16 protein-coding genes, 2 tRNA genes and 1 pseudogene are annotated in these 21124 nt (G+C 58.1%); 12 read left to right on the forward strand and 7 right to left on the reverse strand.

Annotation, left to right across the window (positions count from 1 at the left end):
• Positions 1-50: 50 nt before the first annotated feature.
• Positions 51-1700 (forward strand): class I fumarate hydratase FumA, encoded by a 1650-nt coding sequence (gene fumA, locus ACQG2Q_RS14995; protein WP_063849650.1) that lies wholly within the window; start codon positions 51-53, stop codon positions 1698-1700.
• On the opposite strand, the gene ACQG2Q_RS15000 is transcribed toward fumA, so the two are convergent.
• Positions 1689-2594, reverse strand: a complete 906-nt coding sequence (locus ACQG2Q_RS15000) for a LysR family transcriptional regulator (protein WP_063849652.1) — start codon at positions 2592-2594, stop codon at positions 1689-1691. The genes fumA and ACQG2Q_RS15000 overlap by 12 nt on opposite strands.
• Positions 2595-2689: 95 nt before the next feature.
• Here ACQG2Q_RS15000 and ACQG2Q_RS15005 point away from each other — a divergent pair, with 95 nt between their 5' ends.
• The 3 genes from ACQG2Q_RS15005 (at position 2690) to ACQG2Q_RS15015 (ending at position 6342) form a co-directional block, all read left to right on the forward strand.
• A complete protein-coding gene (locus tag ACQG2Q_RS15005) occupies positions 2690-3985 on the forward strand; it encodes a serine hydrolase domain-containing protein (protein ID WP_063849654.1) in 1296 nt (431 codons plus the stop codon).
• A gap of 260 nt (positions 3986-4245) precedes the next feature.
• Entirely contained in the window at positions 4246-5547 is a 1302-nt protein-coding gene (locus tag ACQG2Q_RS15010; RefSeq protein ID WP_063849656.1) for an MFS transporter, read from the forward strand.
• A 6-nt stretch (positions 5548-5553) separates the two neighbouring features.
• A complete protein-coding gene (locus tag ACQG2Q_RS15015; RefSeq protein ID WP_063849658.1) occupies positions 5554-6342 on the forward strand; it encodes a substrate-binding domain-containing protein in 789 nt (262 codons plus the stop codon).
• On the opposite strand, the gene ACQG2Q_RS15020 is transcribed toward ACQG2Q_RS15015, so the two are convergent.
• Positions 6314-7216, reverse strand: a complete 903-nt coding sequence (locus ACQG2Q_RS15020; protein WP_023300505.1) for a LysR family transcriptional regulator — start codon at positions 7214-7216, stop codon at positions 6314-6316. The two genes, ACQG2Q_RS15015 and ACQG2Q_RS15020, sit on opposite strands and share 29 nt — an antisense overlap.
• A 266-nt stretch (positions 7217-7482) precedes the next feature.
• On the opposite strand from ACQG2Q_RS15020, the gene mtfA reads away from it, so the two are divergent.
• Positions 7483-8280 (forward strand): DgsA anti-repressor MtfA, encoded by a 798-nt coding sequence (gene mtfA / locus ACQG2Q_RS15025; RefSeq protein ID WP_022648578.1) that lies wholly within the window; start codon positions 7483-7485, stop codon positions 8278-8280.
• Here mtfA and ACQG2Q_RS15030 read toward each other — a convergent pair.
• Positions 8277-9485, reverse strand: coding sequence for an MFS transporter (locus ACQG2Q_RS15030; protein ID WP_022648579.1), 1209 nt, complete (start codon positions 9483-9485; stop codon positions 8277-8279). The two genes, mtfA and ACQG2Q_RS15030, sit on opposite strands and share 4 nt — an antisense overlap.
• A 138-nt stretch (positions 9486-9623) precedes the next feature.
• Between ACQG2Q_RS15030 and ACQG2Q_RS15035 the strand changes: the two genes are divergently transcribed.
• The 6 genes from ACQG2Q_RS15035 (at position 9624) to ACQG2Q_RS15060 (ending at position 17833) form a co-directional block, all read left to right on the forward strand.
• A complete protein-coding gene (locus ACQG2Q_RS15035; protein WP_063151880.1) occupies positions 9624-11366 on the forward strand; it encodes an IucA/IucC family protein in 1743 nt (580 codons plus the stop codon).
• Positions 11366-12313, forward strand: a complete 948-nt coding sequence (locus ACQG2Q_RS15040; protein WP_063150051.1) for a GNAT family N-acetyltransferase — start codon at positions 11366-11368, stop codon at positions 12311-12313. Before ACQG2Q_RS15035 ends, ACQG2Q_RS15040 begins: the two co-directional genes overlap by 1 nt.
• Positions 12310-14052 carry an IucA/IucC family protein gene (iucC, locus tag ACQG2Q_RS15045; protein WP_038416340.1) on the forward strand — a complete coding sequence of 581 codons (1743 nt, stop codon included), beginning with the start codon at positions 12310-12312 and terminating at the stop codon, positions 14050-14052. Before ACQG2Q_RS15040 ends, iucC begins: the two co-directional genes overlap by 4 nt.
• Positions 14049-15374: a lysine N(6)-hydroxylase/L-ornithine N(5)-oxygenase family protein gene (locus tag ACQG2Q_RS15050; protein ID WP_023306541.1), complete on the forward strand. Its 1326-nt coding sequence runs from the start codon at positions 14049-14051 to the stop codon at positions 15372-15374. Before iucC ends, ACQG2Q_RS15050 begins: the two co-directional genes overlap by 4 nt.
• A gap of 26 nt (positions 15375-15400) precedes the next feature.
• Positions 15401-17590, forward strand: coding sequence for a TonB-dependent siderophore receptor (locus ACQG2Q_RS15055; protein WP_048966154.1), 2190 nt, complete (start codon positions 15401-15403; stop codon positions 17588-17590).
• A gap of 167 nt (positions 17591-17757) precedes the next feature.
• Positions 17758-17833: transfer RNA gene (locus ACQG2Q_RS15060), tRNA-Asn, on the forward strand.
• Between the two features lie 45 nt (positions 17834-17878).
• Here ACQG2Q_RS15060 and ACQG2Q_RS15065 read toward each other — a convergent pair.
• The 4 genes and pseudogenes from ACQG2Q_RS15065 to nac all read right to left on the reverse strand — a co-directional run bounded on the left by ACQG2Q_RS15065 (position 17879) and on the right by nac (position 20689).
• Complete coding sequence (locus tag ACQG2Q_RS15065; RefSeq protein ID WP_017383313.1) at positions 17879-18181, reverse strand: helix-turn-helix domain-containing protein; 303 nt, start codon at positions 18179-18181, stop codon at positions 17879-17881.
• Positions 18182-18185: 4 nt separating this feature from the next.
• Positions 18186-18539: pseudogene (locus ACQG2Q_RS15070) on the reverse strand (type II toxin-antitoxin system RelE/ParE family toxin).
• Positions 18540-18724: 185 nt separating this feature from the next.
• Positions 18725-19675 (reverse strand): HTH-type transcriptional regulator Cbl, encoded by a 951-nt coding sequence (gene cbl / locus ACQG2Q_RS15075; protein WP_003859532.1) that lies wholly within the window; start codon positions 19673-19675, stop codon positions 18725-18727.
• A gap of 96 nt (positions 19676-19771) precedes the next feature.
• Positions 19772-20689, reverse strand: coding sequence for a nitrogen assimilation transcriptional regulator NAC (gene nac / locus ACQG2Q_RS15080; RefSeq protein ID WP_022648585.1), 918 nt, complete (start codon positions 20687-20689; stop codon positions 19772-19774).
• Positions 20690-21009: 320 nt separating this feature from the next.
• Between nac and ACQG2Q_RS15085 the strand changes: the two genes are divergently transcribed.
• A tRNA-Asn gene (locus ACQG2Q_RS15085) sits at positions 21010-21085 on the forward strand.
• Positions 21086-21124: the final 39 nt, after the last annotated feature.

The following is a 21124-nucleotide window of genomic DNA, read 5'->3' on the forward strand; positions in this document are numbered from 1 at the left end:
TCTGACCGCCGGACATTTCCTCCGGCGGTTAAATTTTTGTGGAGCAAGCTATGTCAAACAAACCCTTTATCTACCAGAACCCCTTCCCACTCGCGCATGACGACACCGAATATTATCTGCTGACCAAAGAGCACGTTTCCGTTGCCGAGTTCGACGGTCAGGAATTGCTGAAAGTCGAACCAGAGGCGTTGACCCTGCTGGCCCAGCAGGCCTTCCACGACGCGGCGTTTATGCTGCGCACCTCTCACCAGAAGCAGGTTGCGGCTATTCTGAGCGACCCGGAAGCCAGCGAGAACGATAAGTACGTCGCCCTGCAATTCCTGCGCAATTCCGAGATTGCGGCGAAAGGCGTGCTGCCGACCTGCCAGGATACCGGCACCGCGATTATTATGGGTAAGAAAGGCCAGCGCGTCTGGACCGGCGGCGGTGACGAAGCAGCGCTGAGCCAGGGCGTGTATAACACCTATATTGAAGACAACCTGCGCTACTCGCAGAATGCGGCGCTGGATATGTATAAAGAGGTGAATACTGGCACCAACCTGCCCGCGCAGATCGACCTCTACAGCGTGGATGGTGACGAGTACAAATTCCTCTGCATGGCGAAAGGCGGCGGTTCCGCCAACAAAACTTATCTGTATCAGGAAACCAAAGCGCTGATCACCCCGGCGAAGCTGAAAAATTATCTGGTTGAGAAGATGCGGACCCTCGGCACCGCGGCCTGCCCGCCTTACCATATCGCCTTCGTTATCGGCGGCACCTCAGCGGAAGCCACGCTGAAAACCGTCAAGCTCGCCTCTGCGCGCTACTACGATAGCCTGCCAACCGAAGGCAACGCGCACGGCCAGGCGTTCCGCGACGTCCAGCTCGAGCAGGAACTGCTTCAGGAAGCGCAAAACCTCGGCCTTGGCGCGCAGTTTGGCGGGAAATACTTCGCCCACGATATTCGCGTGATCCGTCTGCCGCGCCACGGTGCCTCCTGCCCGATCGGCATGGGTGTTTCGTGCTCCGCCGACCGCAACATCAAGGCGAAGATTAACCGCGAGGGGATCTGGATTGAGAAGCTGGAGCACAATCCGGGCCAGTATATTCCTGAATCCCTGCGCCAGCAGGGAGAAGGCGACGTGGTAAGCATTGATCTGAACAAGCCGATGCCCGATATTCTGGCGCAGCTTTCCGCGCACCCGGTCTCCACCCGCCTGTCGCTGAATGGCACCATTATTGTGGCGCGCGACATCGCCCATGCGAAGCTGAAAGAACTGCTCGATAACGGCGAAGCCCTGCCGCAGTACGTCAAAGATCACCCGATTTACTATGCAGGCCCGGCCAAAACGCCAGAAGGCTACGCGTCTGGCTCCTTAGGTCCAACCACCGCCGGGCGTATGGACTCCTACGTGGACTTATTGCAATCCCACGGTGCGAGCATGATCATGCTGGCGAAAGGTAACCGCAGCCAGCAGGTGACGGACGCCTGCCATAAACACGGCGGCTTCTACCTCGGCAGCATTGGCGGCCCGGCGGCGGTGCTGGCGCAAAACAGCATCAAGAGTCTGGAGTGCGTGGCGTATCCGGAGCTGGGTATGGAAGCGATCTGGAAAATTGAAGTGGAGAACTTCCCGGCGTTTATCCTGGTGGATGACAAAGGCAACGATTTCTTCCAGCAGATCCAGAATAAACAGTGCAAAGGGTGTTCACAGCGCTGAGCGTTTCCATAACGCCGGAAGCTGCGAGAGCGTATCGTTGATTAGCCCGCGCTTGTCGCTGCCCGGCTTCCAGATGGTGACTATCGTCTGGCTTATCCCCTGGCTGCCCACTTCGGTGGGCAGCCTTTTTACATTTTTCCACTGCGTTGCGTGAAGATGGGTCGGCAAAAACCCCCAGCCGCACCCTTTCTCCAGCAGGCCGCGCAGCATCTCCAGTTCGTTAGTGAAAAGCGTGTGCCCTGAAATTTGCAGGCGACGGGCAACCGGCTCGTCTGACGCGGCATGCATAATCACCTGCGGAACCAGAGAGAGATCGAGCAGCGACACCGGCGACGCAACCTCCGCAAAAAGCGTCGTTGCGGCGTAAAAATCCATTTCGATCGCCCCCAGCGCCCGCCACTCCATCTCATTGCCCACGCTGCGGTTGCGCGCCTGGCAGATCCCCAGATCGGCCTGACCGTTCGCCAGCATGGCTTCCGCCTCATCGCGCGATGCGCTGGTCAGGCTCAGGCGGATCTTTTTCGCCGCCAGTGTGGCAATCAGCGCCTGTAAAAAAGCTCTGGGGGTGAACGGATCGTAAACGAGTGCAATGTCCTGCGTGGCGCTGTCCGGCACCGATCGGGCAAACGCCTCAAATGCTTTGACCTGCCGCATCAGCAGGTGCGCCTGCCGCTGAAGCTGCTCCCCCTCCGGCGTCAGGCGCAGGCTGCGCCCCTCCCGCAGGAACAGAGCGTAGCCCAGCCCATCCTCAAGAAAATCGATCAGATCCCGCAAGGTTGTACGATCTTTGCCGAGTTTACTGGCCGCCTTCATCAGGCTGCCGTGCTCAGCGACGGCGGTGAACGCCTCAAGTTGGGCAAAGGAATAGATCAGGGATGCCACGTCATTCTCCACGCGATTTTTCCGGGGGATTTTCCCCCATAACGCGTTTTTTATTATAGGCCGCAGGTTCTTAAACTGAAGTCCTTCCTGAGCCAAACGAGATAAATATGAAAATCAAAACAAACCGCACGCTGCTCGCGGCGCTGGTTGTCAGCAGCCTGCTCTCGCCCGCCGTCATGGCGGCCTGCAACGGTACCGACCTCACGACCTGTCCGACGCCTTTCGATGCCAGACTCCCGGACGCACATACCATGCTCACCTGGAGCCAGGCCGATCGCGTGGTGGGCTTTCGCAATGACTACCGCAACTACGCAGGCGATGTGTTCCGCCACGGCAACGCAACGCCGCTGCTGCCCGCAGAAAAACCGCTCACCGATGCCCGCTATCAGGTGAAGGGTAAGATTTACAATCTTCAGGATTACCTGAAACGCCAGAACGTCAGCGGCATGCTGGTGCTGAAAAATGGCAAAGTGGCCTATAAATACCTGGGAGAAGGCAATACCAACTCAACGCTCTGGACGTCGCGTTCCGTGGGCAAATCGGTGGTTTCCGCGCTGGTGGGCGTTGCGATAAAAGAGGGTAAAATCCACTCACTGGACGACCTCATCACCCAGTACGAACCGGATTTAAAAGGCACCGCCTGGGAGGGCGTAACGCTGAAACAGCTCATCACCCACACCTCGGGCGTGGCGTGGAACGAAGATTACACTAACCCGCAGTCAGACTTCGCCCGGCTTACCGAATGCGAAGCGAAACCGGGCACCTACGACTGCGTGCGCACCCTGGTGAAAGGATTACACCGTGAACACCCGGCGGGTGAAAACTGGTCCTATTCCTCGGGTGGCGCCTGGCTGTTAGGCGATGTGCTTGAGCGCGCCACCGGCATGACGCTCGCGGCGTATCTGGAGAAAAGCATCTGGCAGCCGTACGGCATGGCGAGCGACGGCGTGTGGCATGCCTACAGCAAAGGCCAGCACGACGTGGGTGCGCATGGATTTAACGCCACGCTGGAAGACTGGGGGCGTTTCGGGGAGTTTATACTGCATAACGGTACACTGCCGGACGGAAAGCAGATCCTCCCCGAGGGCTGGGTGAAGCAGTCCTCAGCCTGGACACAGGCCAAAGGATCGGTGTCCGAGGCGCATCCGAAGGGGTTGTACGGCTACCAGTGGTGGAACAACGAAGTGCCGGCCACCGCCACTAACGTGGAGCCGAAAGTCGAAAATTCGCTGAAGGATTCCCTGTGGGCGCTGGGTATTTTTGGTCAGATGATCGTGGTTAATCAGAAAGAAAAACTGGTTATCGTCCAGTGGTCCACCTGGCCGCAGGCAGAACCGTCATTCAGCGCCCAGCCGCTGGAAGCGTCGCTGATGTTTAGCGCGATTGCGAACGCGCTGCGCTGATAATCCCAAGCCAGGCCCCGCCTGGCTTCTCACCTGCGCGGTGTCACAAAACTGATATATCAGCAACTTAGCGAAATGTGGTAAATAAAAGATCACCGAAATGTTAAGTTATTGTTGAATATGTAAATACTGGTCAACGCTTTGTCATTAATGCACCACACGCATCAGTCCATGCGCGATTTGCGCTTATCAATTTCCACTTCCTGATCCAGTTTTCAGAAACAGACGAGCATAACGTCACTATAAAACTGGAGATAATCATGGTTTCCTCAACCTCACCTGCAACGGTTCGTTCGAAAGCGGGCGCGATTTTCCGCGTCACGTCGGGCAACTTTCTTGAGCAATTCGACTTCTTTCTGTTCGGCTTTTATGCCACCTACATCGCCCACACGTTCTTCCCGGCAAGCAGTGAATTTGCGTCGCTGATGATGACCTTCGCCGTCTTTGGCGCGGGCTTTCTGATGCGTCCGATCGGGGCCATTGTGCTGGGGGCTTACATTGATAAAGTGGGTCGCCGTAAAGGGCTGATCGTCACCCTGTCGATTATGGCCGCCGGAACCTTTCTGATTGTGCTGATCCCTTCTTATCAGAGCATTGGCCTTTGGGCGCCGCTACTGGTGCTGACTGGCCGCCTGTTGCAGGGCTTTTCGGCAGGCGCCGAGCTGGGCGGGGTTTCGGTTTATCTGGCGGAGATCGCCACGCCGGGCCGCAAGGGTTTCTACACCAGCTGGCAGTCGGGTAGCCAGCAGGTCGCCATTATGATCGCGGCGGCGATGGGCTTTGCGCTGAATATGGTGCTGGAAGAGAGTGCCATTCGCGAATGGGGGTGGCGTATTCCGTTCCTGTTTGGCTGTCTGATTGTGCCGTTCATCTTTTTCCTGCGCCGCAAGCTCGAAGAGACCGAGGAATTCAGCGCCCGTCGTCGCCATCTGGCGATGCGTCAGGTCTTCACAACGCTGCTCGCCAACTGGCCAGTAGTCATCGCGGGCATGCTGATGGTAGCGATGACCACCACCGCGTTTTACCTGATCACCGTTTACGCGCCGACCTTCGGTAAAAAAGTCCTGATGCTCAGCGCCTCGGACAGTCTTTTGGTCACGCTGCTGGTAGCCATTTCTAACTTCATCTGGCTACCGATAGGCGGTGCGTTGTCGGACCGCTTCGGACGCAAACCGGTGCTGATCGCCATGACGCTGCTGGCGCTGGCGACCAGTTATCCGGCACTGACGATGCTGGCGGCAGCCCCGAGTTTCTCAATGATGCTGACCGTGCTGCTGTGGCTCTCTTTCCTCTACGGCCTGTATAACGGCGCGATGATCCCGGCCCTGACGGAGATCATGCCAGCAGAGGTGCGTGTGGCGGGCTTCTCGCTGGCTTATAGCCTCGCAACGGCGGTCTTTGGCGGTTTCACGCCGGTGATTTCTACCGCCTTAATTGAGTACACCGGCGATAAAGCCTCACCGGGGTACTGGATGAGCTTTGCCGCCGTTTGCGCCCTGCTGGCAACGCTTTATCTCTATCGTCGTCGCACGTTAATTCTGCAAACCACCGTTAAGGAGTGATCCCTCATGCTTACATTCAGAACGGTGATTGCCGCCCTGACCTTCGCCACCCTCAGCGCGGGCGCGCTTGCGCAGGATGTAACGGTGATGATTTCTGGCGGCTTCAAAGCGGCGCTGGAGAAGCTGACGCCGCAGTACGAAGCGCAAAGCGGCGACAGGCTCATTGTGGTCTCCGGCCCGTCGATGGGCAAAACACCGCAGGCCATTCCGGCCCGGCTCGCCCGGGGCGAAAAAGCGGACGTGGTGATTATGGTGGGCGATGCGCTGGCGAAACTGGAACAGGATCGCAGGACGGCGGCGGGCTCCCGCGTGGAGCTGGCGGATTCGCCCGTCGGGATGGTCGTCAAAGCGGGCGCGCCGGTGCCGGATATCAGTACGGTACCCGCCCTGCGGCAAACGCTGCTGAAGGCGCATTCCATGGCTTATTCCGACAGCGCCAGCGGCCGGTATGTTGAGAGCCAGTTGTTCCGTAAGCTGGGCATCGACGGCCAGGTCCAAAATAAAGCGCACCGGGTTGAGCGCATCCCGGTGGCGTCTGAAGTGGCAAAAGGGAAATACGATCTCGGCTTTCAGCAGGTGAGCGAGCTTCTGCCGGTCCCGGGCGTGACGTTTGTGGGTAAGTTGCCTGACGACATACAGTACATTACCCGTTTCGCCGGAGCCGTAACGCAGAAGGCCGACCATCCTGAGCAGGGAAAAGCGCTGCTGGCCTTTCTCTCCTCGCCACAGGCGGCCAGCGTCATTACGGCAACGGGCTTAACGCCCGTCAGTGCACCTCGCGATACTGCTCGGTGATCAGCGTTTCGAGTTCGGCAGCAATGTAGGACTGGATCCGCCCGCGGCGGCGAATCAGCCCCACGGTTCGCCTGACCTCTGGCTCGGTTAAAGGCACCGACGTCAGCAGCGAATGCTCTGCACGGGGCATTGACATGGCGGGAACGGCCGCAATGCCGATCCCGGCTTCAACCATCCCGAGCATAGTCGTCACGTGCCGCGTTTCGCAGATGCTGGGGCGCTCAGGCCGAATATGTCCGACCCGCTGGTCGAGAAGATTGCGGTTGCCGGAGGTCTTATCCAGACCGATATAATCCTGCTGATAAAAAGCCTGCCACGTCAGGCTTTTTCTTTTTGCAAGCGGGCTGTCTCGTCGGCAGGCGGCCACGTAGACGTCCTCCACCAGCGGGACAAACTCGATATCGGGCTGTAAACTCCGGGCAAAGCAGATACCAAAATCCGCCTGTCCGCGGGTGACGGCCTCGATAACATTTCCGGCGCTGCTGTCGATAAGTTTAATGCGCACGCGGGGGTAACGGGACTGAAAGCGGCGGATCACATCCGGCATAAAGTAACAGGCGGCTGACGGCACCGTCGCCACGGTGATCAATCCCGTGCGCTCCTCGCTGGCCTTATCGATATCCGAAAGCATGGACTCCACGTCGACAAGCAGTTGCCCGCACCGGTCGGCAAAGGTCTGTCCATACAGGGTCAGCGTGACGCGCCGGGTAGTTCTGTCGAACAGTTTTGTCCCCAGTGCCGCCTCCAGCTTTTCAATTCTGCGACTCAACGCCGACTGGGAAAGGCAGATAGACTCCGCCGCAAGACGGAAATTGCCGTATTCCAGTAAAGCGCGAAAGGCGTAGAGATCGTTGAGGTCAAAATTGACGGGCATACTGACGGGATCCTTAAGCACGGTAGGGTAAGAAGAGATTTATCATAGCCGCGTACGACATACTTCACAAAATGAAGGGGATACCCCTAAAGCGCTATCAACCTTACGGCACATAGTGATAGTTTATGCGGGCTGGATTCCTCTTAAACAGGCTGCCAGTCTGCATGCCGCCGAAGAGGAGTGTCATACTGCTTAACAGAGTATGTTGGCATGCTAACAGCCCCTGACCTTTCCATTTTGTTCACGTGCGAGTAACGAGCAAAGCGATGATTAAGTGGCCCTGGAAAACGAACGAAGCTGGTCGAAATATGGCGCTGCCCTGGGATGAGGCTCTGGCGATCCCCGTGCTGGCGAATCTCTTGCCTGAAGAGCAATCAAAGCTGATTCAGCTGGCCGAGCGTTTTTTACAGCAAAAACGGCTGGTGCCGCTACAGGGCTTCGAACTGGATCCGCTTAAAAATTCGCGCATCGCCCTGCTCTTCTGCTTACCGGTACTGGAGCTGGGTATCGAATGGCTGGATGGCTTCCACGAAGTGCTGATCTACCCGGCGCCGTTTATCGTCGATGATGAGTGGGAGGATGACATCGGGCTGGTGCACAACCAGCGTATGGTGCAGTCCGGGCAGAGCTGGCAGCAAGGGCCGATCATCCTCAACTGGCTGGATATTCAGGACTCGTTCGATGCCTCGGGCTTCAACCTGATCATTCACGAAGTAGCGCATAAGCTGGATACCCGCAACGGCGATCGCGCCAGCGGCGTGCCGCTGATCCCGCTGCGTGAAGTCGCGGGATGGGAGCACGACCTGCACGCGGCGATGGAAAACATTCAGGATGAGATAGACCTGGTGGGTGAAAGCGCGGCCAGCATTGATGCCTATGCCGCGACCGATCCCGCCGAGTGCTTCGCGGTGCTGTCCGAGTATTTCTTTAGCGCACCTGAGCTTTTCGCCCCACGCTTCCCGGCGCTGTGGCAGCGTTTCTGCCAGTTTTACCAGCAGGATCCGCTCCAGCGTCTGCGGCAAAGTGAGGACGCAGCCAGCACCTCCTCTCATCCGTTCCACTAATGTTCAGCAGGGGTACGATCGGTCGATCGTACCCACACGCTCACCGCGAGAAACAGCAGCGCCATTCCCCATGCGGCAGTAATCAAAAACTGCTCACCGTAAAAGCGCGTCACCACGGGTACCAGCAGCGCACTGGCCCCGTACCCCAGCGTATGGCTGGTGGCGATCACCCCTGCCCCTTTGCCCGTCGTCAGCCGATCGTTGAGCAAAAGCTGGTATCCCGGCGTGGCCATGGCGGCACCCAGCGAGGTGATGACAATGCCCACGTAGAACAGGGCTAAACTGGCGAGACACATCAGCCCAAGCCCCGCCACCATCAAGACCGCGGCAATTAAGAGTAAAACCCTCGGGCTAAAATGCTGCGGGCGTACCACCAGAAACTGCGCCGCCAGGGTCGCCAGCGCGGCCAGGCTCAGCAGCAGGGCGACATGATGGCTGATTTGCACGGCATCGCCATTAAATAACGGATGAAGATGCGGCGATAAACCAAGCTGCATCAGGCTGACCAGCGCCGCCAGCAGCAGCGCCAGCAGCAGGAAAGGCATCATAGAGGCCTGTAACCGCGTCGACTGGTGCGCCACCGGCGGCAGCGGGGGATCGGCGGCTTCGCGCAGCACCAGAAGCAGCGCGATAAACGGCGCCAGCGCCATCAGCCAGAGCGGTGCGACCGGGCTGACGCTGAGCATCAGCGCGGCCAGAGGCGGTCCCAGCAGACGCCCGCAGCTAAGGCCAGAGCTTATCGTTGCCAGCGCCGCCATCCTTTTATCCAGCCCCGCGCGTTGAATGGCCCACGTCTGGGCCGCAGGCACCAGCCCCGATACCGTCAGGCCGTACAGCATGCGCGACAGAACCAGGCCCGCCATTCCCCAGAGGGCATTCAGCGCGCCGTTGGCCATCGCCCAGACCACCAGCGCCATCAGGACGAAGCTCGCCAGATAGCCGCCTAACGAGGCCAGCATCACGACCTTACAGCCGTGCCGCTCGCTCTGGCGTCCCCACCAGGGCGATGCGGGTAAAAAGAGCATCGAGCCGAACATCAGCAGCCCGGCCCAGACGGAGAGCGACAGTCCGGTCAGGGAGACCAGCTGCGGCAGCATGACCAGCAAACCGTTTTGTCCGATACCCAATAAACCGGCGCCCAGTGCAAGGGGCCAGTTTGCCTTCGGGGCCATATTGTCTGTGATGTTCTCAGTACAGGTGCGCATAGAATTGTGAAGATAATGTCAATAAATGTGTGGAAATTATGAAGTTTATGAAAACAAATATTGCAAAAATAGTTGCGGCTGTAAACAGAATGAATATCATAACGAGAATTATTATCAGTCATGGAATGAGGTACATCTATGCGTGCTCTGCCCCGCTCCGCCGGTACAGATGTTGCGGCCCAGTGTTTTTTGAACGCGCTGCTGCGCGAAACGAAGGACTGGCACTATCTTCCCGCAACCCGTGCGGATGAGTTATCGCAGATACATATCCCGCTCTCACCAACCCAGGCCATCCGGGTTCCGGTACGCTATTTCTCCCCCACGCAGCATCACCAGTATTGTTTCCCGGCCACGCTGATTCAGGCCGACAGCGACGGCGGTGACACGGTCACATTCCATCAACTGATTGATTTCATACTTGAAAAAGAGACAGTAAAAGGCGCTCTGGACGCCGATACGCTGGCGCGCTTTAAGCAGCGCGTCCTGGAGAGCCATACGCACACCTGGCAAGCCATTGATTTACGCCACAACTGGGCAAACCTGCGCGATAAGCCGCTGACCTTTGCCGAAGCGGAACAGGCGCTGCTGGTCGGCCATGCTTTTCATCCTGCCCCAAAATCGCACGAGCCGTTTAACGAGGCCGAGGCGCGCCGCTATCTGCCGGATTTCGCCTCGCGCTTCCCGCTGCGCTGGTTTGCGGTTGAGCATGAACTGATTGCCGGGGACAGTCTGAACGTCTCCCTGCGTGAACGTCTGCTGCGCTTCGCGGCCCAGAGTGCGCCGGATCTTCTCGGCCACTTCACCGACACCCGCTGGCTGCTGCCGATGCATCCGTGGCAGGCTGCCTATTTGCTGGAGCAGCCGTGGTGCCAGCGTCTGGTTGAAAAAGGCGCCCTGCGGGATCTTGGCGAGGCGGGCGCACAGTGGCTGCCTACCAGCTCTTCCCGCTCGCTGTACAGCGAAACCAATAGCGACATGATTAAGTTTTCCCTCAGCGTGCGGCTGACCAACTCCGTGCGCACGCTGTCGGTCAAAGAAGTTAAGCGCGGCATGCGCCTGGCGCGGCTGGCGAAAACGGCACGCTGGCAGGAACTCCAGGCGCGCTACCCGACCATGCGCGTGATGCAGGAAGACGGCTGGGCCGGGCTGCGCGATGAAAGCGGCGTCATTCAGGAAGAGAGCCTGATGGCCCTGCGCGTCAACCTGCTGTTTGATACGCCAGATACCCAAACCAACGTGCTGGTGAGCCTGACCCAGGCGGCACCGGACGGCGGCGACAGCCTGCTGGCGGCGGCGGTGCGCCGTCTGAGCCAGCGTCTGGATCTCCCGCTCGCCCAGGCCGCGCGCTGCTGGCTGGACGCCTACTGCGACCGCGTATTGCTTCCGCTGTTCAGCGCCGAGGCGGACTACGGTCTGGTCCTGCTGGCGCACCAGCAAAACATCCTCGTTGAGATGCAGCAGGATTTCCCCGTTGGGCTGATCTACCGCGATTGTCAGGGCAGCGCCTGGACCGAAGGGGCCGACGCGTGGCTGAAAGAGGCAGGCGAAACCGAGGTGGAAAACCGCTTCGGTGAGAGCCAGCTGCTGCGCTACTTCCCTTATTACCTGCTGCTGAACTCTACCCTTGCCGTCACCGCCGCGCTCGCCGCTGCCGGCTTCGACAGCGAAGAGAACCTGATGCCCCGCGTGCGTGACGCGCTGGCCAAACTGCGCACGACGGCGAAGCAGACCCGCTGCCTTGATTATGTGCTCGACAGCCCGACCTGGAACTGCAAAGGCAACTTCTTCTGCTACCTGCACGATCGCAACGAAAACACCATCGTCGATCCGGCGGTGATCTATTTCGACTTTAGCAACCCGTTTTATAAGGAGAAGGCGTGATGGCAAACGCGAACATCGTCCATTCCGGCTACGGCTTTCGCTGTACGGCCACGGAACAAAACCTGCCGCTGACGCTGGGTCTTGACGGCAGCGCGGTCCTTGCGCGTCTGGCCGGGCTCCCGGACGGCTGGCTGGTGGACGCCCTCGACCAGCTGTTTGTAGCCTCCCCCGCCCTGACCGGCATTACCCTGCCGTGGGCCGCCTGGCAGGATGAACCTCAGGCGCAGGCGCTGTTTAGCCTCGCAAACGGGGATTATCTGGCGCGCGAAATATTCTGGCAGCTGCCGCTGTGGCTGAAAGGCGAACGTCCGCAGGTGAGCGGCGGAATGCAGTTTGATGAAAGCCGTCAGCTGTACTTCCCGCTGCGCCCTCATCGTCCGCAGGGCGAAGTGTATCGCCGTTACGATCCGCAGATTAAGCGCACCCTGAGCTTCCGCGTGGCGGACGTGGCGCTGGACGGCGAGCGTTTTACCCGCTGGATGAACACCCCACGCGTGAACGCCTTCTGGGAGATGGCGGGCCCGCAGGCCGAGCAGGAAAACTACCTGCGCCGTCAGCTCGACTCGACCTATTGCTACCCGGTGATCGGCTGCTTTGACGACCAGCCGTTCGGCTATTTTGAACTTTACTGGGCGGCGGAAGACCGCATTGGCCGCCACTATCGCTGGCAGCCCTATGATCGCGGACTGCACATGCTGGTGGGCGAAGAGAACTGGCGCGGGGCGCAGTATATCCGCAGCTGGCTGCGTGGCCTCAGCCACTATCTGTATCTCGATGAACCGCGTACGGCGCGCATTGTGGCGGAACCGCGCTTCGACAACCAGCGTCTGTTCCGCCATCTGGCGTCTGCCGGTTTTGACACGGTGAAAGAGTTCGACTTCCCGCACAAACGCTCCCGTCTCATCATGAGCGAGCGTCACCGCTTCTTCCATGAGGTGGAACTGTGAACGCGCTCTGGCAGAAAGTGAACCGCGAGATGGTGGCGAAGATCCTCGCTGAACTGGAATATGAACGCACCCTGCGCGCCGAGCCGGTTTCGGCGGACTACTGGCGCATCAGTATGGGCAACGCGACCTGGCAGTTTAGCGCCACGCGTGGGATCTGGGGCTGGCTGCATATTGACCCTGATACCCTGACCACCGCCAGCGGCGCGGCGGTCGAAGCGGAAAACGCGCTGCTGCAACTGGCCACCGTGCTGGAGATGAGCGACGCGCAAACGGCGGAGCACATGGAAGATCTCTACGCCACGCTGCGGGGCGACATGCAGCTGTTGCAGGCGCGTGACACGCTGGATGCCGATGCGCTGATCCACCTCGACCCGGACGAACTACAGTGCCTGATGCGCGGTCACCCGAAGTTTATTTTCAACAAGGGACGCCGCGGCTGGGGGCTGGATGCCCTGCGCCTTTACGCGCCGGAATATCGCGGGCGTTTTCGTCTGTACTGGGTCGCCGTGCAACGCGATCGTCTGGTCTGGAGCAGTGACGCCGATTGCGATATCAACACCCTGCTCGCCAGCGCCATGGACGATGCCGAGCGCAACCGATTCGACGCCCGCTGGCAGGAACTGGATCTGGACGACAGCTGGCTGCCGGTGCCGCTGCATCCGTGGCAGTGGCAGCAAAAAATTGCCATTCATTTCCTGGCACAGCTCGCGCGCGGTGAGATGGTGGAGCTGGGAGAGTTCGGCGATGAGTATCTGGCGCAGCAGTCCCTGCGCACGCTGACCAACGCCAGACGTCGCGCGCCCTATGACATCAAGCTGCCGCTGACCATCTACAACACTTCCTGCTACCGCGGTATTCCGGGCAAGTATATTGCCGCCGGTCCGCTGGCCTCGCGCTGGCTACAGCAGCAGTTCGCCAGCGATGCCACGCTGATTCACTCCGGGGCGCAGGTGCTTGGCGAACCCGCAGCCGGATATCTGTCGCATCCGGGTTATGCCGCATTGCCTGAGGCGCCGTACCGCTATCAGGAGATGCTGGGGGTGATCTGGCGCGAGAACCCATCCTGCTATTTACAGGATGGCGAACAGGCGGTGCTGATGGCCGCGCTGATGGAAACCGATAACGACGGGCGCCCGCTGATTGACGCATGGATCAAACGCTCGGGGTTAACCGCAGACGCATGGCTGGAAAAGCTGTTTGAGGCGACGGTGATCCCCTTCTATCACCTGCTCTGCCGCTACGGGGTGGCGCTCATCGCCCACGGCCAGAACGTCACGCTGGTGATGAAAGATTACGTCCCACAGCGCATTCTGCTGAAGGATTTCCAGGGCGACATGCGCCTGGTGGACGAGGATTTCCCGCAGGCGCAGAGCCTGCCGGAGCAGGTAAAAGCCGTCACCGCACGCCTCAGTGCGGATTACATCATCCACGACCTGCAAACCGGCAACTTTGTCACGGTGCTGCGCTTTATTTCCCGTCTCACTCTGCAATGCGGCGTGAGCGAAACCCGCTTCTATCAGATCCTGGCGCAGGTGTTACGTCGCTATATGGCCGCCCATCCGGATCTTGCGGCGCGCTTCGCGAAGTTCGACCTGTTTAAGCCGCAGATTATTCGCGTGATCCTCAACCCGGTCAAACTGACCTTCTCTGAACACGACGGCGGCAGCCGCATGCTGCCGAACTACGTCTGCGATCTTGATAACCCTCTTTTTCTGGTCTCCCAGGAGTCAGCGCAATGAAAACCTATGATTTCATCGGCATTGGTATCGGTCCGTTCAACCTCAGTATTGCCGCGCTAGCAGAGGGGCTGGACGGTTTTAGCTCGCTGTTTCTTGAACGCAAGCCGCACTTCTCCTGGCACCCGGGAATGATGGTACCGGACTGCCACATGCAGACCAGCTTCCTTAAGGATCTGGTCAGCGCCGTGGAGCCAACCAACCGCCACAGCTTCCTGAACTACCTGGTACAGCGCAAAAAGTTCTACCGTTTCCTCACTACCGAGCAGCGCACCGTCTCGCGCGAGGAGTTTGCCGACTACCTGTGCTGGGCGGCGGATAACCTGACTAATCTGGCCTTCAGCCAGCAGGTGCAGCAGGTCAGCTTTGATGAGCAAAACGGTCTGTTTGAGGTCGTGACCCAGCGGGATCGCTTCCTGGCGCGCCACGTCTGCGTGGGGATTGGGAAGCAGATCAATCTGCCAGACTGCGTCACCGCGCAGGACGACACCTGCTTCCACGCCAGCGAAATGATGCTGCGCACGCCGGATTTAGCAGGCAAGCGCGTCACCGTCGTCGGCGGCGGCCAGAGCGGTGCGGATCTGTTTCTGAATATCTTCCGTGGGGAATGGGGCCAGCCGCTGAGCCTCAACTGGATCTCGCGTCGCAACAACTACAACGCGCTGGATGAAGCCGCGTTTGCTAACGAGTATTTCACGCCGGAGTATGTGGACAGCTTCTCCACCCTCGGTGACGACGCCCGTCGCCAGATGTTGCAGGAGCAGAAGATGACCTCCGACGGGATCACCACGGAGTCGCTGCTGGCCATCTATCGTGCTATGTATCACCGCTTCGAAGTGCTGCGGGAAAAACCCTGGGCGCACCTGATGCCGTCCCGCTCGGTGACGGCGCTGACGCGCCAGGAGAACGGGCAGCGCCTGAGCATCCAGCATCACCTGGATGGCGGGCGCGAACAGCTGGAGAGCGACGTGGTGATTTTCGCCACCGGCTACCGCGCCGTACAGCCCGCGTTTCTCGCCCCGCTCTCATCCCGACTGCGTCTGGATGAGGATGAAGCCTTCTGCATCAACAACGATTTCACCCTTGAATGGGACGGCCCGCAGAGCAACCGCCTGTTTGCCGTCAATGCCGGGATGCACCGTCTCGGTATTGCCGAACCCCAGCTCAGCCTGATGGCCTGGCGCGCGGCGCGAATTCTGAATCGCGCTCACGATGACGAGCCGTTTGAACTGGCAACCACCCCCGGCGTGATCCACTGGCGGAGCACCACCAGCCCGGAGAGCAGCCAGGTTTTTAAATCATTAATGAAGACCACCGAGTACTGACACACACATTCAGGATCAACATAACAATGAAACGTTCTCATCTTTGGGTTTTAAATCCGTGCTTACTTGCCATGCTTTCTACCTCTGCGTGGGCGGAAGAACAAAAGGAAGAAGATATTGTGGTCTCTGCCAGCCGGGCTCATCGCAGCGTGGCAGAGATGGCGCAAACCACCTGGGTTATAGAGCGGGCGGAAATTGAGCAGCAGGTTCAGGGCGGGAAAGAGATTAAAGAGGTGCTGGCCCAGCTGATCCCCGGCATGGACGTCAGCAGCCAGGGACGTACCAACTACGGCATGAACCTGCGCGGTCGCTCCATGATGGTGATGGTGGACGGCGTACGTCTGAACTCGTCCCGCAGCGACAGCCGCCAGCTCGACTCTATCGATCCGTTCAACATTGACCGTATCGAAGTCATTTCCGGCGCCACCTCGCTGTACGGCGGCGGCAGTACCGGCGGTCTGGTGAACATCGTCACCAAAAAAGGCCAGCCGGAGACCGAAGTGGAGTTCCAGACCGGGGCAAAAAGCGGATTTAACAGCCATAACGACCATGATGAGAACGTCTCAGCAGCCGTGAGCGGCGGCAACGACAATGCCTCTGGACGTCTGTCGGTCTCCTATCAGCGCTACGGCGGCTGGTATGACGGCAACGGCGACGAGGTGATTATCGATAACACCCAGACCGGCTTACAGTATTCCGACCGTATCGACGTGATGGGAACGGGCACCATTAACATCGACGATCATCAGCAGCTCCAGTTAACCACCCAGTACTACAAGAGCGAATCCGACGGCAAGCACGGCCTGTTCCTCGGAGAGAATTTCGCTGCGGTCACGGGCGATGCCAAAGCCTATAACAAAGATAACCTGGACTCTGACCGTATCCCGGGCACAGAGCGTCACCTGATCAACCTGCAGTACTCGAACACCGACTTCTGGGGGCAAGATCTGGTTGCGCAGATTTACTACCGTGATGAGAGCCTGACCTACTACCCGTTCCCGACGCTGAGCAAAGGCGCGGTGACCAGCATTGGCGCGTCCCAGCAGAAAACCGATTTTTACGGCGGCAAGCTGACGCTGAACAGCAAGCCGATGGATGACCTGACCCTCACCTGGGGTGTGGATGCCGATCACGAAACGTTCGACGCCAACCAGCAGTTCTTCGACTTAAGCAAAGCAGCGGCGAGCGGCGGCATGGAGCTGGACAACGCCTACAACGTGGGCCGTTACCCGGGATACAGCATTACCAACCTCGCGCCGTTCCTGCAAGCCAGCTATGACATTGACGCTATCACCCTGAGCGGCGGCGTGCGCTACCAGTACACCGAAAACAAGGTGGACGATTTTGTCGGTTACGCCCAGCAGCAGGCAATCGCCACGGGCAAAGCCACCTCCGCTGACGCGGTGCCGGGCGGGAAAACCGACTACAACAACTTCCTGTTTAACGCCGGGATCCTTGGACGTCTGACCGAACAGCAACAGCTGTGGTTTAACTTCTCCCAGGGCTTCGAAATTCCGGACCTGGCGAAGTACTACGGCTCCGGCACCTATCAGCTGGTCGATGGTCACTATCGCCTGCAAAACAGCGTGAACGTGAACGACTCAACGCTGGACGGTATTAAGGTCAATGCTTACGAGCTGGGCTGGCGCTTCACCGGCGATAACCTGCGTACCCAGGTGGCGGCCTACTACTCGCTCTCGGATAAAACCATCACCATCAACAAGAGCGACATGACCATCAACCTGGAAGACGACAAACGTCGTATCTACGGGATTGAAGGCCAGGTGGATTATTTCTTCACCGACAGCGACTGGAGCACCGGGGCGAACTTTAACGCCATCAAGTCCGAAACGCGTGAAAACGGGAAATGGGAGAAGCTGACGGTCGACAGCGCCAGCCCGTCGAAAGCCAGCGCATGGGTGAACTGGGCGCCGGGCGACTGGGCCCTGCGCGTGCAGAGCACACAAACCTTCGACGTGTCTGACGCCGACGGTAAGAAGATCGATGGCTATAACACCGTTGATTTCCTGGGCAGCTACGCCCTGCCGGTGGGCAAAGTCAGCTTCAGCGTGGAGAACCTGCTGGACAAAGACTACACCACCGCCTGGGGCCAGCGCGCACCGGGGCTGTATAGTCCAACCTACGGTGCACCGGGTCTTTATACTTATAAAGGCCGTGGCCGTACGTTTGGTCTGAACTACTCCGTTCTGTTCTGATCCTGCGCGCCGCCTGTCTGCGGGCGGCGCGATTTGCTGTGCAATTTGAAAGCAAATTTGCTATTAAATCATCGGTTTGCTGAAATTGTCGGCAAACGAACAAAAACGGTGTTTTCCCCTTTGACAAGGCGCACGCAGGTCGATAATATGCGCCTCGTTCACACGATTCCTCTGTAGTTCAGTCGGTAGAACGGCGGACTGTTAATCCGTATGTCACTGGTTCGAGTCCAGTCAGAGGAGCCAAATTTGAAAAGCCTGCTTTTAAAGCAGGCTTTTTGCTTTTGTGGGTTACAACACAAACTCGTAATGAGAACCATCGGGCAGTTCTACATCCAGCCGTAGCTTCCCTCCGGCGGCCTCAACGTAGCGTTTCAAAGAAGAAAGCTTAATATCGCGTCCTGCCTTTTCCATGACGGCGACAGTAGGTTGTTTAATACCCAACGCCCTGGCCATATCTACCTGCGTTTTTTGCACTTTTTCACGTAACTCGGCCAGATGGATATTGAGCAAAATATCCGTTGCCATTGCCTGTGCGCTGGCAACAACCTCAGGTTTTTCATCTGCAATAAGCTGCTCCAGGGTTCTGCCCATCGCGTTAATTCCTCTCTTTTAATGTGTTCAGCCAGCGAGTGTATTCCCGATCCGCAACGAGGAGCATCTCATCTTAAAATCGCCTTTCATTACCGACCTTATTGCCCGCACACAGTACAATACCCGTACGGTTCGGATCGAAAGCGAAAAATGCACTCAGCGGATCACCCTTACTCTGGATACGCAACTCTTTCATGTTGCTGTGGCGGTAGCCCTTCAGCGTATCGGCATACGGTCTGGACAGACCCGGTCCCTTCTCCCGCAAGACAAGTAGCGCAGCCAGTACACTGGCTCTCTCGCTATCGTTTAATGAGGTGAACCAGTCGTCACACCTGTCCGTAGTTTTAATCGCCCACACGGGACCTCCTTGTGCAACATAGATCAAAAACTATATAGATGCAAAACTATAGTGCCGATTATGCAGACAGATTGGCTGGTATGCAGGTTAAGGATGCAAAATATGGAAGCCGTCTTCAGAAATAAAGGAGAAACAGGGTGAAGGGGGAATACAAGCCCGGAAAACGCAACCGGGCAGACGCGTAGTTAAATCTGATAATCAATCGCCACCTCTTCCGGCTCCATCACCTGGCGTTTGATCTCATCCACGGACAGCCCTGCATTGCACAACTCGATAAATCGCCACACGTAGTTGCGCTGAAGCTGCCCGCGCTTTAGCCCCAGCCAGACGGTATTCGCGTCGAAAAGATGACGCGTATCCAGGCGCACCAGATTTCCGGCTTCATATTCTCCGCCAGACTGCTCGGCCACCAGGCCAATCCCCAGCCCTAACTCGACGTAGGTTTTGATCACGTCGGAATCCTGCGCGCTCAGCACCACGTCCGGTGTGAGCCCTTTACGCTTGAACGCTTCATCAATGCGCGAGCGTCCGGTAATGCCCTGCCGGTAGGTAATCAGCGGCCATTTGACGATCTCTTCCAGCGTCAACGGCGAAACCTGATTCAGGGGGTGATCGGCGGGTAACAGCAGGCTGTGATGCCAGCGGAACCACGGGAACGCCACCAGCAGCGGGTCGTTGCTCAGCCGTTCACTGGCGATACCAATATCTGCCCCACCGTTATGCAGCAGCACTTCGATTTCCTGCGGCGTGCCCTGGATCAGTTCCAGACGTACATCCGGGAAAATCTCACGAAATGCTTTGATAACGGTCGGAAGACTGTAGCGCGCCTGCGTATGGGTGGTGGCGATTGTCAGCACACCTGACGCGTCGTTGGTAAAGAGATCTGCCAGCCGACGAACGTTGCTGGCCTCGTTGAGAATGCGCTCAGCGATGGTCAGCAATGCCTTGCCTGGCTCCGTCATGCCCAGCAGGCGCTTGCCGCGACGGATAAAAATCTCAATGCCTAACTCCTCCTCAAGCTCGCGGATATGTCGGCTGACGCCTGACTGGGAGGTGTAAAGCATGTTGGCGACCTCGGTCAGGTTGTAATCCCGCCTGGCCGCCTCACGAATAATTTTAAGTTGCTGGAAATTCACGATTCACTCCGGCGCATCTGACATAAGGCTATTGTTAGAGTCAGCCGGGCTGAAGAACAAATAATAAAAACCAGCATCTTATGCTTATTTGGAATATCAGCTGACCAGTTGCAGCTCGCGATTTTCCAGCGACGGCTTACTGACCAGAGACATTAGGATCTCTTTCACCGCCTGCGCCTGCGGTGACAGGGAGCCGCGCGCGGACATATTCAACGACAGCGGTAAGCTCATGGATGGCGTGGTGATGCGGGCCATCCAGCCATTCGCCGCGCTGCACAGTGAACGTGCGGCAGACTCGGGCAGTACCGTTACCCCCATGCCGCTGGCAATGGCGGCAGTCAGCGTGGAGATGGAATCAATCTCACCGATAATCTTCGCCGTCAGACGGCGCAGCGAGAACGCTTCGTCAACGCGAACGCGCACGGCGCTGTAGTCGCGCGGCAGGAACAGGTTCATCTCTGCCACGGCGGTTAAATCAATGCTCTGGCCGGGGCAATCACGGGTCCCGACCAGATAAAGATCTTCCTTAAGCAGCGGCTGGCTGGTGATCCCGGCAACCGGTGAGCGATCGTACAGCACCGCCATATCCAGCTGACCGTTGAGCAGTTTGTCATTGAGCACGGAACCACTGTTCTCATGCAGATAAACCAGCACTTCTGGTAGCTCCGCGCGCACCGCCTGAAGCAGCGGCATGGTTACCGACGATGCGGCCGTTCCTGGCGCCAGGCCGATGGAGACATTCCCGCTGAGGGTCTGACCCACGTTGTGCACGGCCAGCTGCGCCTGTTCGCACTGACGCAGGATCGTACGGGCATGGGTATATAAAATTTTTCCCGCTTCGGTAGGCGTTACGCCGCGCTTGGTGCGGATCAACAGTTGCTGGTCCATTTCGCCTTCCAGAGTCGCGACCTGCTGGCTCAGCGCAGGCTGCGCGATATGCAGCACTTCAGCCGCCTGGGTCAGGCTGCCGATATCGACGATTTTTACGAAGTATTTCAGTCGTCTTAAGTTCATGTTGCCCCCTGTTCGAAAATAGCGTGCCGGTAACGGCTGTGTTGTTAAACAGGTTTTGCAATATGGATGCCAGGTTTTGGCAGCGAATAAATATCTTTGCTAAGCGGCTGAAAATAAGGAAAGCCAATCGCTGGTGCCTGTTTTCAGACAGTGACAACGGATTCCGATCTGCCCCATTCGGGGTATATCTGCACAATAATGGTGCATTCCGTTGGCAAAAACGTCAGTTTGCTGTTTTTGTCAGCAAACAGTCTAAAGTCGGCGATCCATCCTTTGACAAGGCGTACGCAGGTCGATAATATGCGCCCCGTTCACACGATTCCTCTGTAGTTCAGTCGGTAGAACGGCGGACTGTTAATCCGTATGTCACTGGTTCGAGTCCAGTCAGAGGAGCCAAATTTGAAAAGCCTGCTTTTAAAGCAGGCTTTTTGCTTT

Origin of the sequence: Enterobacter cloacae complex sp. 370H10, from assembly GCF_050031535.1 — a bacterium.
GTDB classification, from domain to species: domain Bacteria; phylum Pseudomonadota; class Gammaproteobacteria; order Enterobacterales; family Enterobacteriaceae; genus Enterobacter; species Enterobacter intestinihominis.

Excerpts from the sequence above, each read along its gene's own strand:
- fumA (WP_063849650.1), top strand. The coding sequence starts at position 51 with ATGTCAAACAAACCCTTTATCTACCAGAACCCCTTCCCACTCGCGCAT.
- ACQG2Q_RS15005 (WP_063849654.1), top strand. The coding sequence starts at position 2,690 with ATGAAAATCAAAACAAACCGCACGCTGCTCGCGGCGCTGGTTGTCAGC.
- ACQG2Q_RS15010 (WP_063849656.1), top strand. The coding sequence starts at position 4,246 with ATGGTTTCCTCAACCTCACCTGCAACGGTTCGTTCGAAAGCGGGCGCG.
- ACQG2Q_RS15015 (WP_063849658.1), top strand. The coding sequence starts at position 5,554 with ATGCTTACATTCAGAACGGTGATTGCCGCCCTGACCTTCGCCACCCTC.
- ACQG2Q_RS15020 (WP_023300505.1), bottom strand. The coding sequence starts at position 7,216 with ATGCCCGTCAATTTTGACCTCAACGATCTCTACGCCTTTCGCGCTTTA.
- mtfA (WP_022648578.1), top strand. The coding sequence starts at position 7,483 with ATGATTAAGTGGCCCTGGAAAACGAACGAAGCTGGTCGAAATATGGCG.
- ACQG2Q_RS15030 (WP_022648579.1), bottom strand. The coding sequence starts at position 9,485 with ATGCGCACCTGTACTGAGAACATCACAGACAATATGGCCCCGAAGGCA.
- ACQG2Q_RS15035 (WP_063151880.1), top strand. The coding sequence starts at position 9,624 with ATGCGTGCTCTGCCCCGCTCCGCCGGTACAGATGTTGCGGCCCAGTGT.
- ACQG2Q_RS15040 (WP_063150051.1), top strand. The coding sequence starts at position 11,366 with ATGGCAAACGCGAACATCGTCCATTCCGGCTACGGCTTTCGCTGTACG.
- ACQG2Q_RS15050 (WP_023306541.1), top strand. The coding sequence starts at position 14,049 with ATGAAAACCTATGATTTCATCGGCATTGGTATCGGTCCGTTCAACCTC.
- ACQG2Q_RS15055 (WP_048966154.1), top strand. The coding sequence starts at position 15,401 with ATGAAACGTTCTCATCTTTGGGTTTTAAATCCGTGCTTACTTGCCATG.
- ACQG2Q_RS15065 (WP_017383313.1), bottom strand. The coding sequence starts at position 18,181 with ATGGGCAGAACCCTGGAGCAGCTTATTGCAGATGAAAAACCTGAGGTT.
- nac (WP_022648585.1), bottom strand. The coding sequence starts at position 20,689 with ATGAACTTAAGACGACTGAAATACTTCGTAAAAATCGTCGATATCGGC.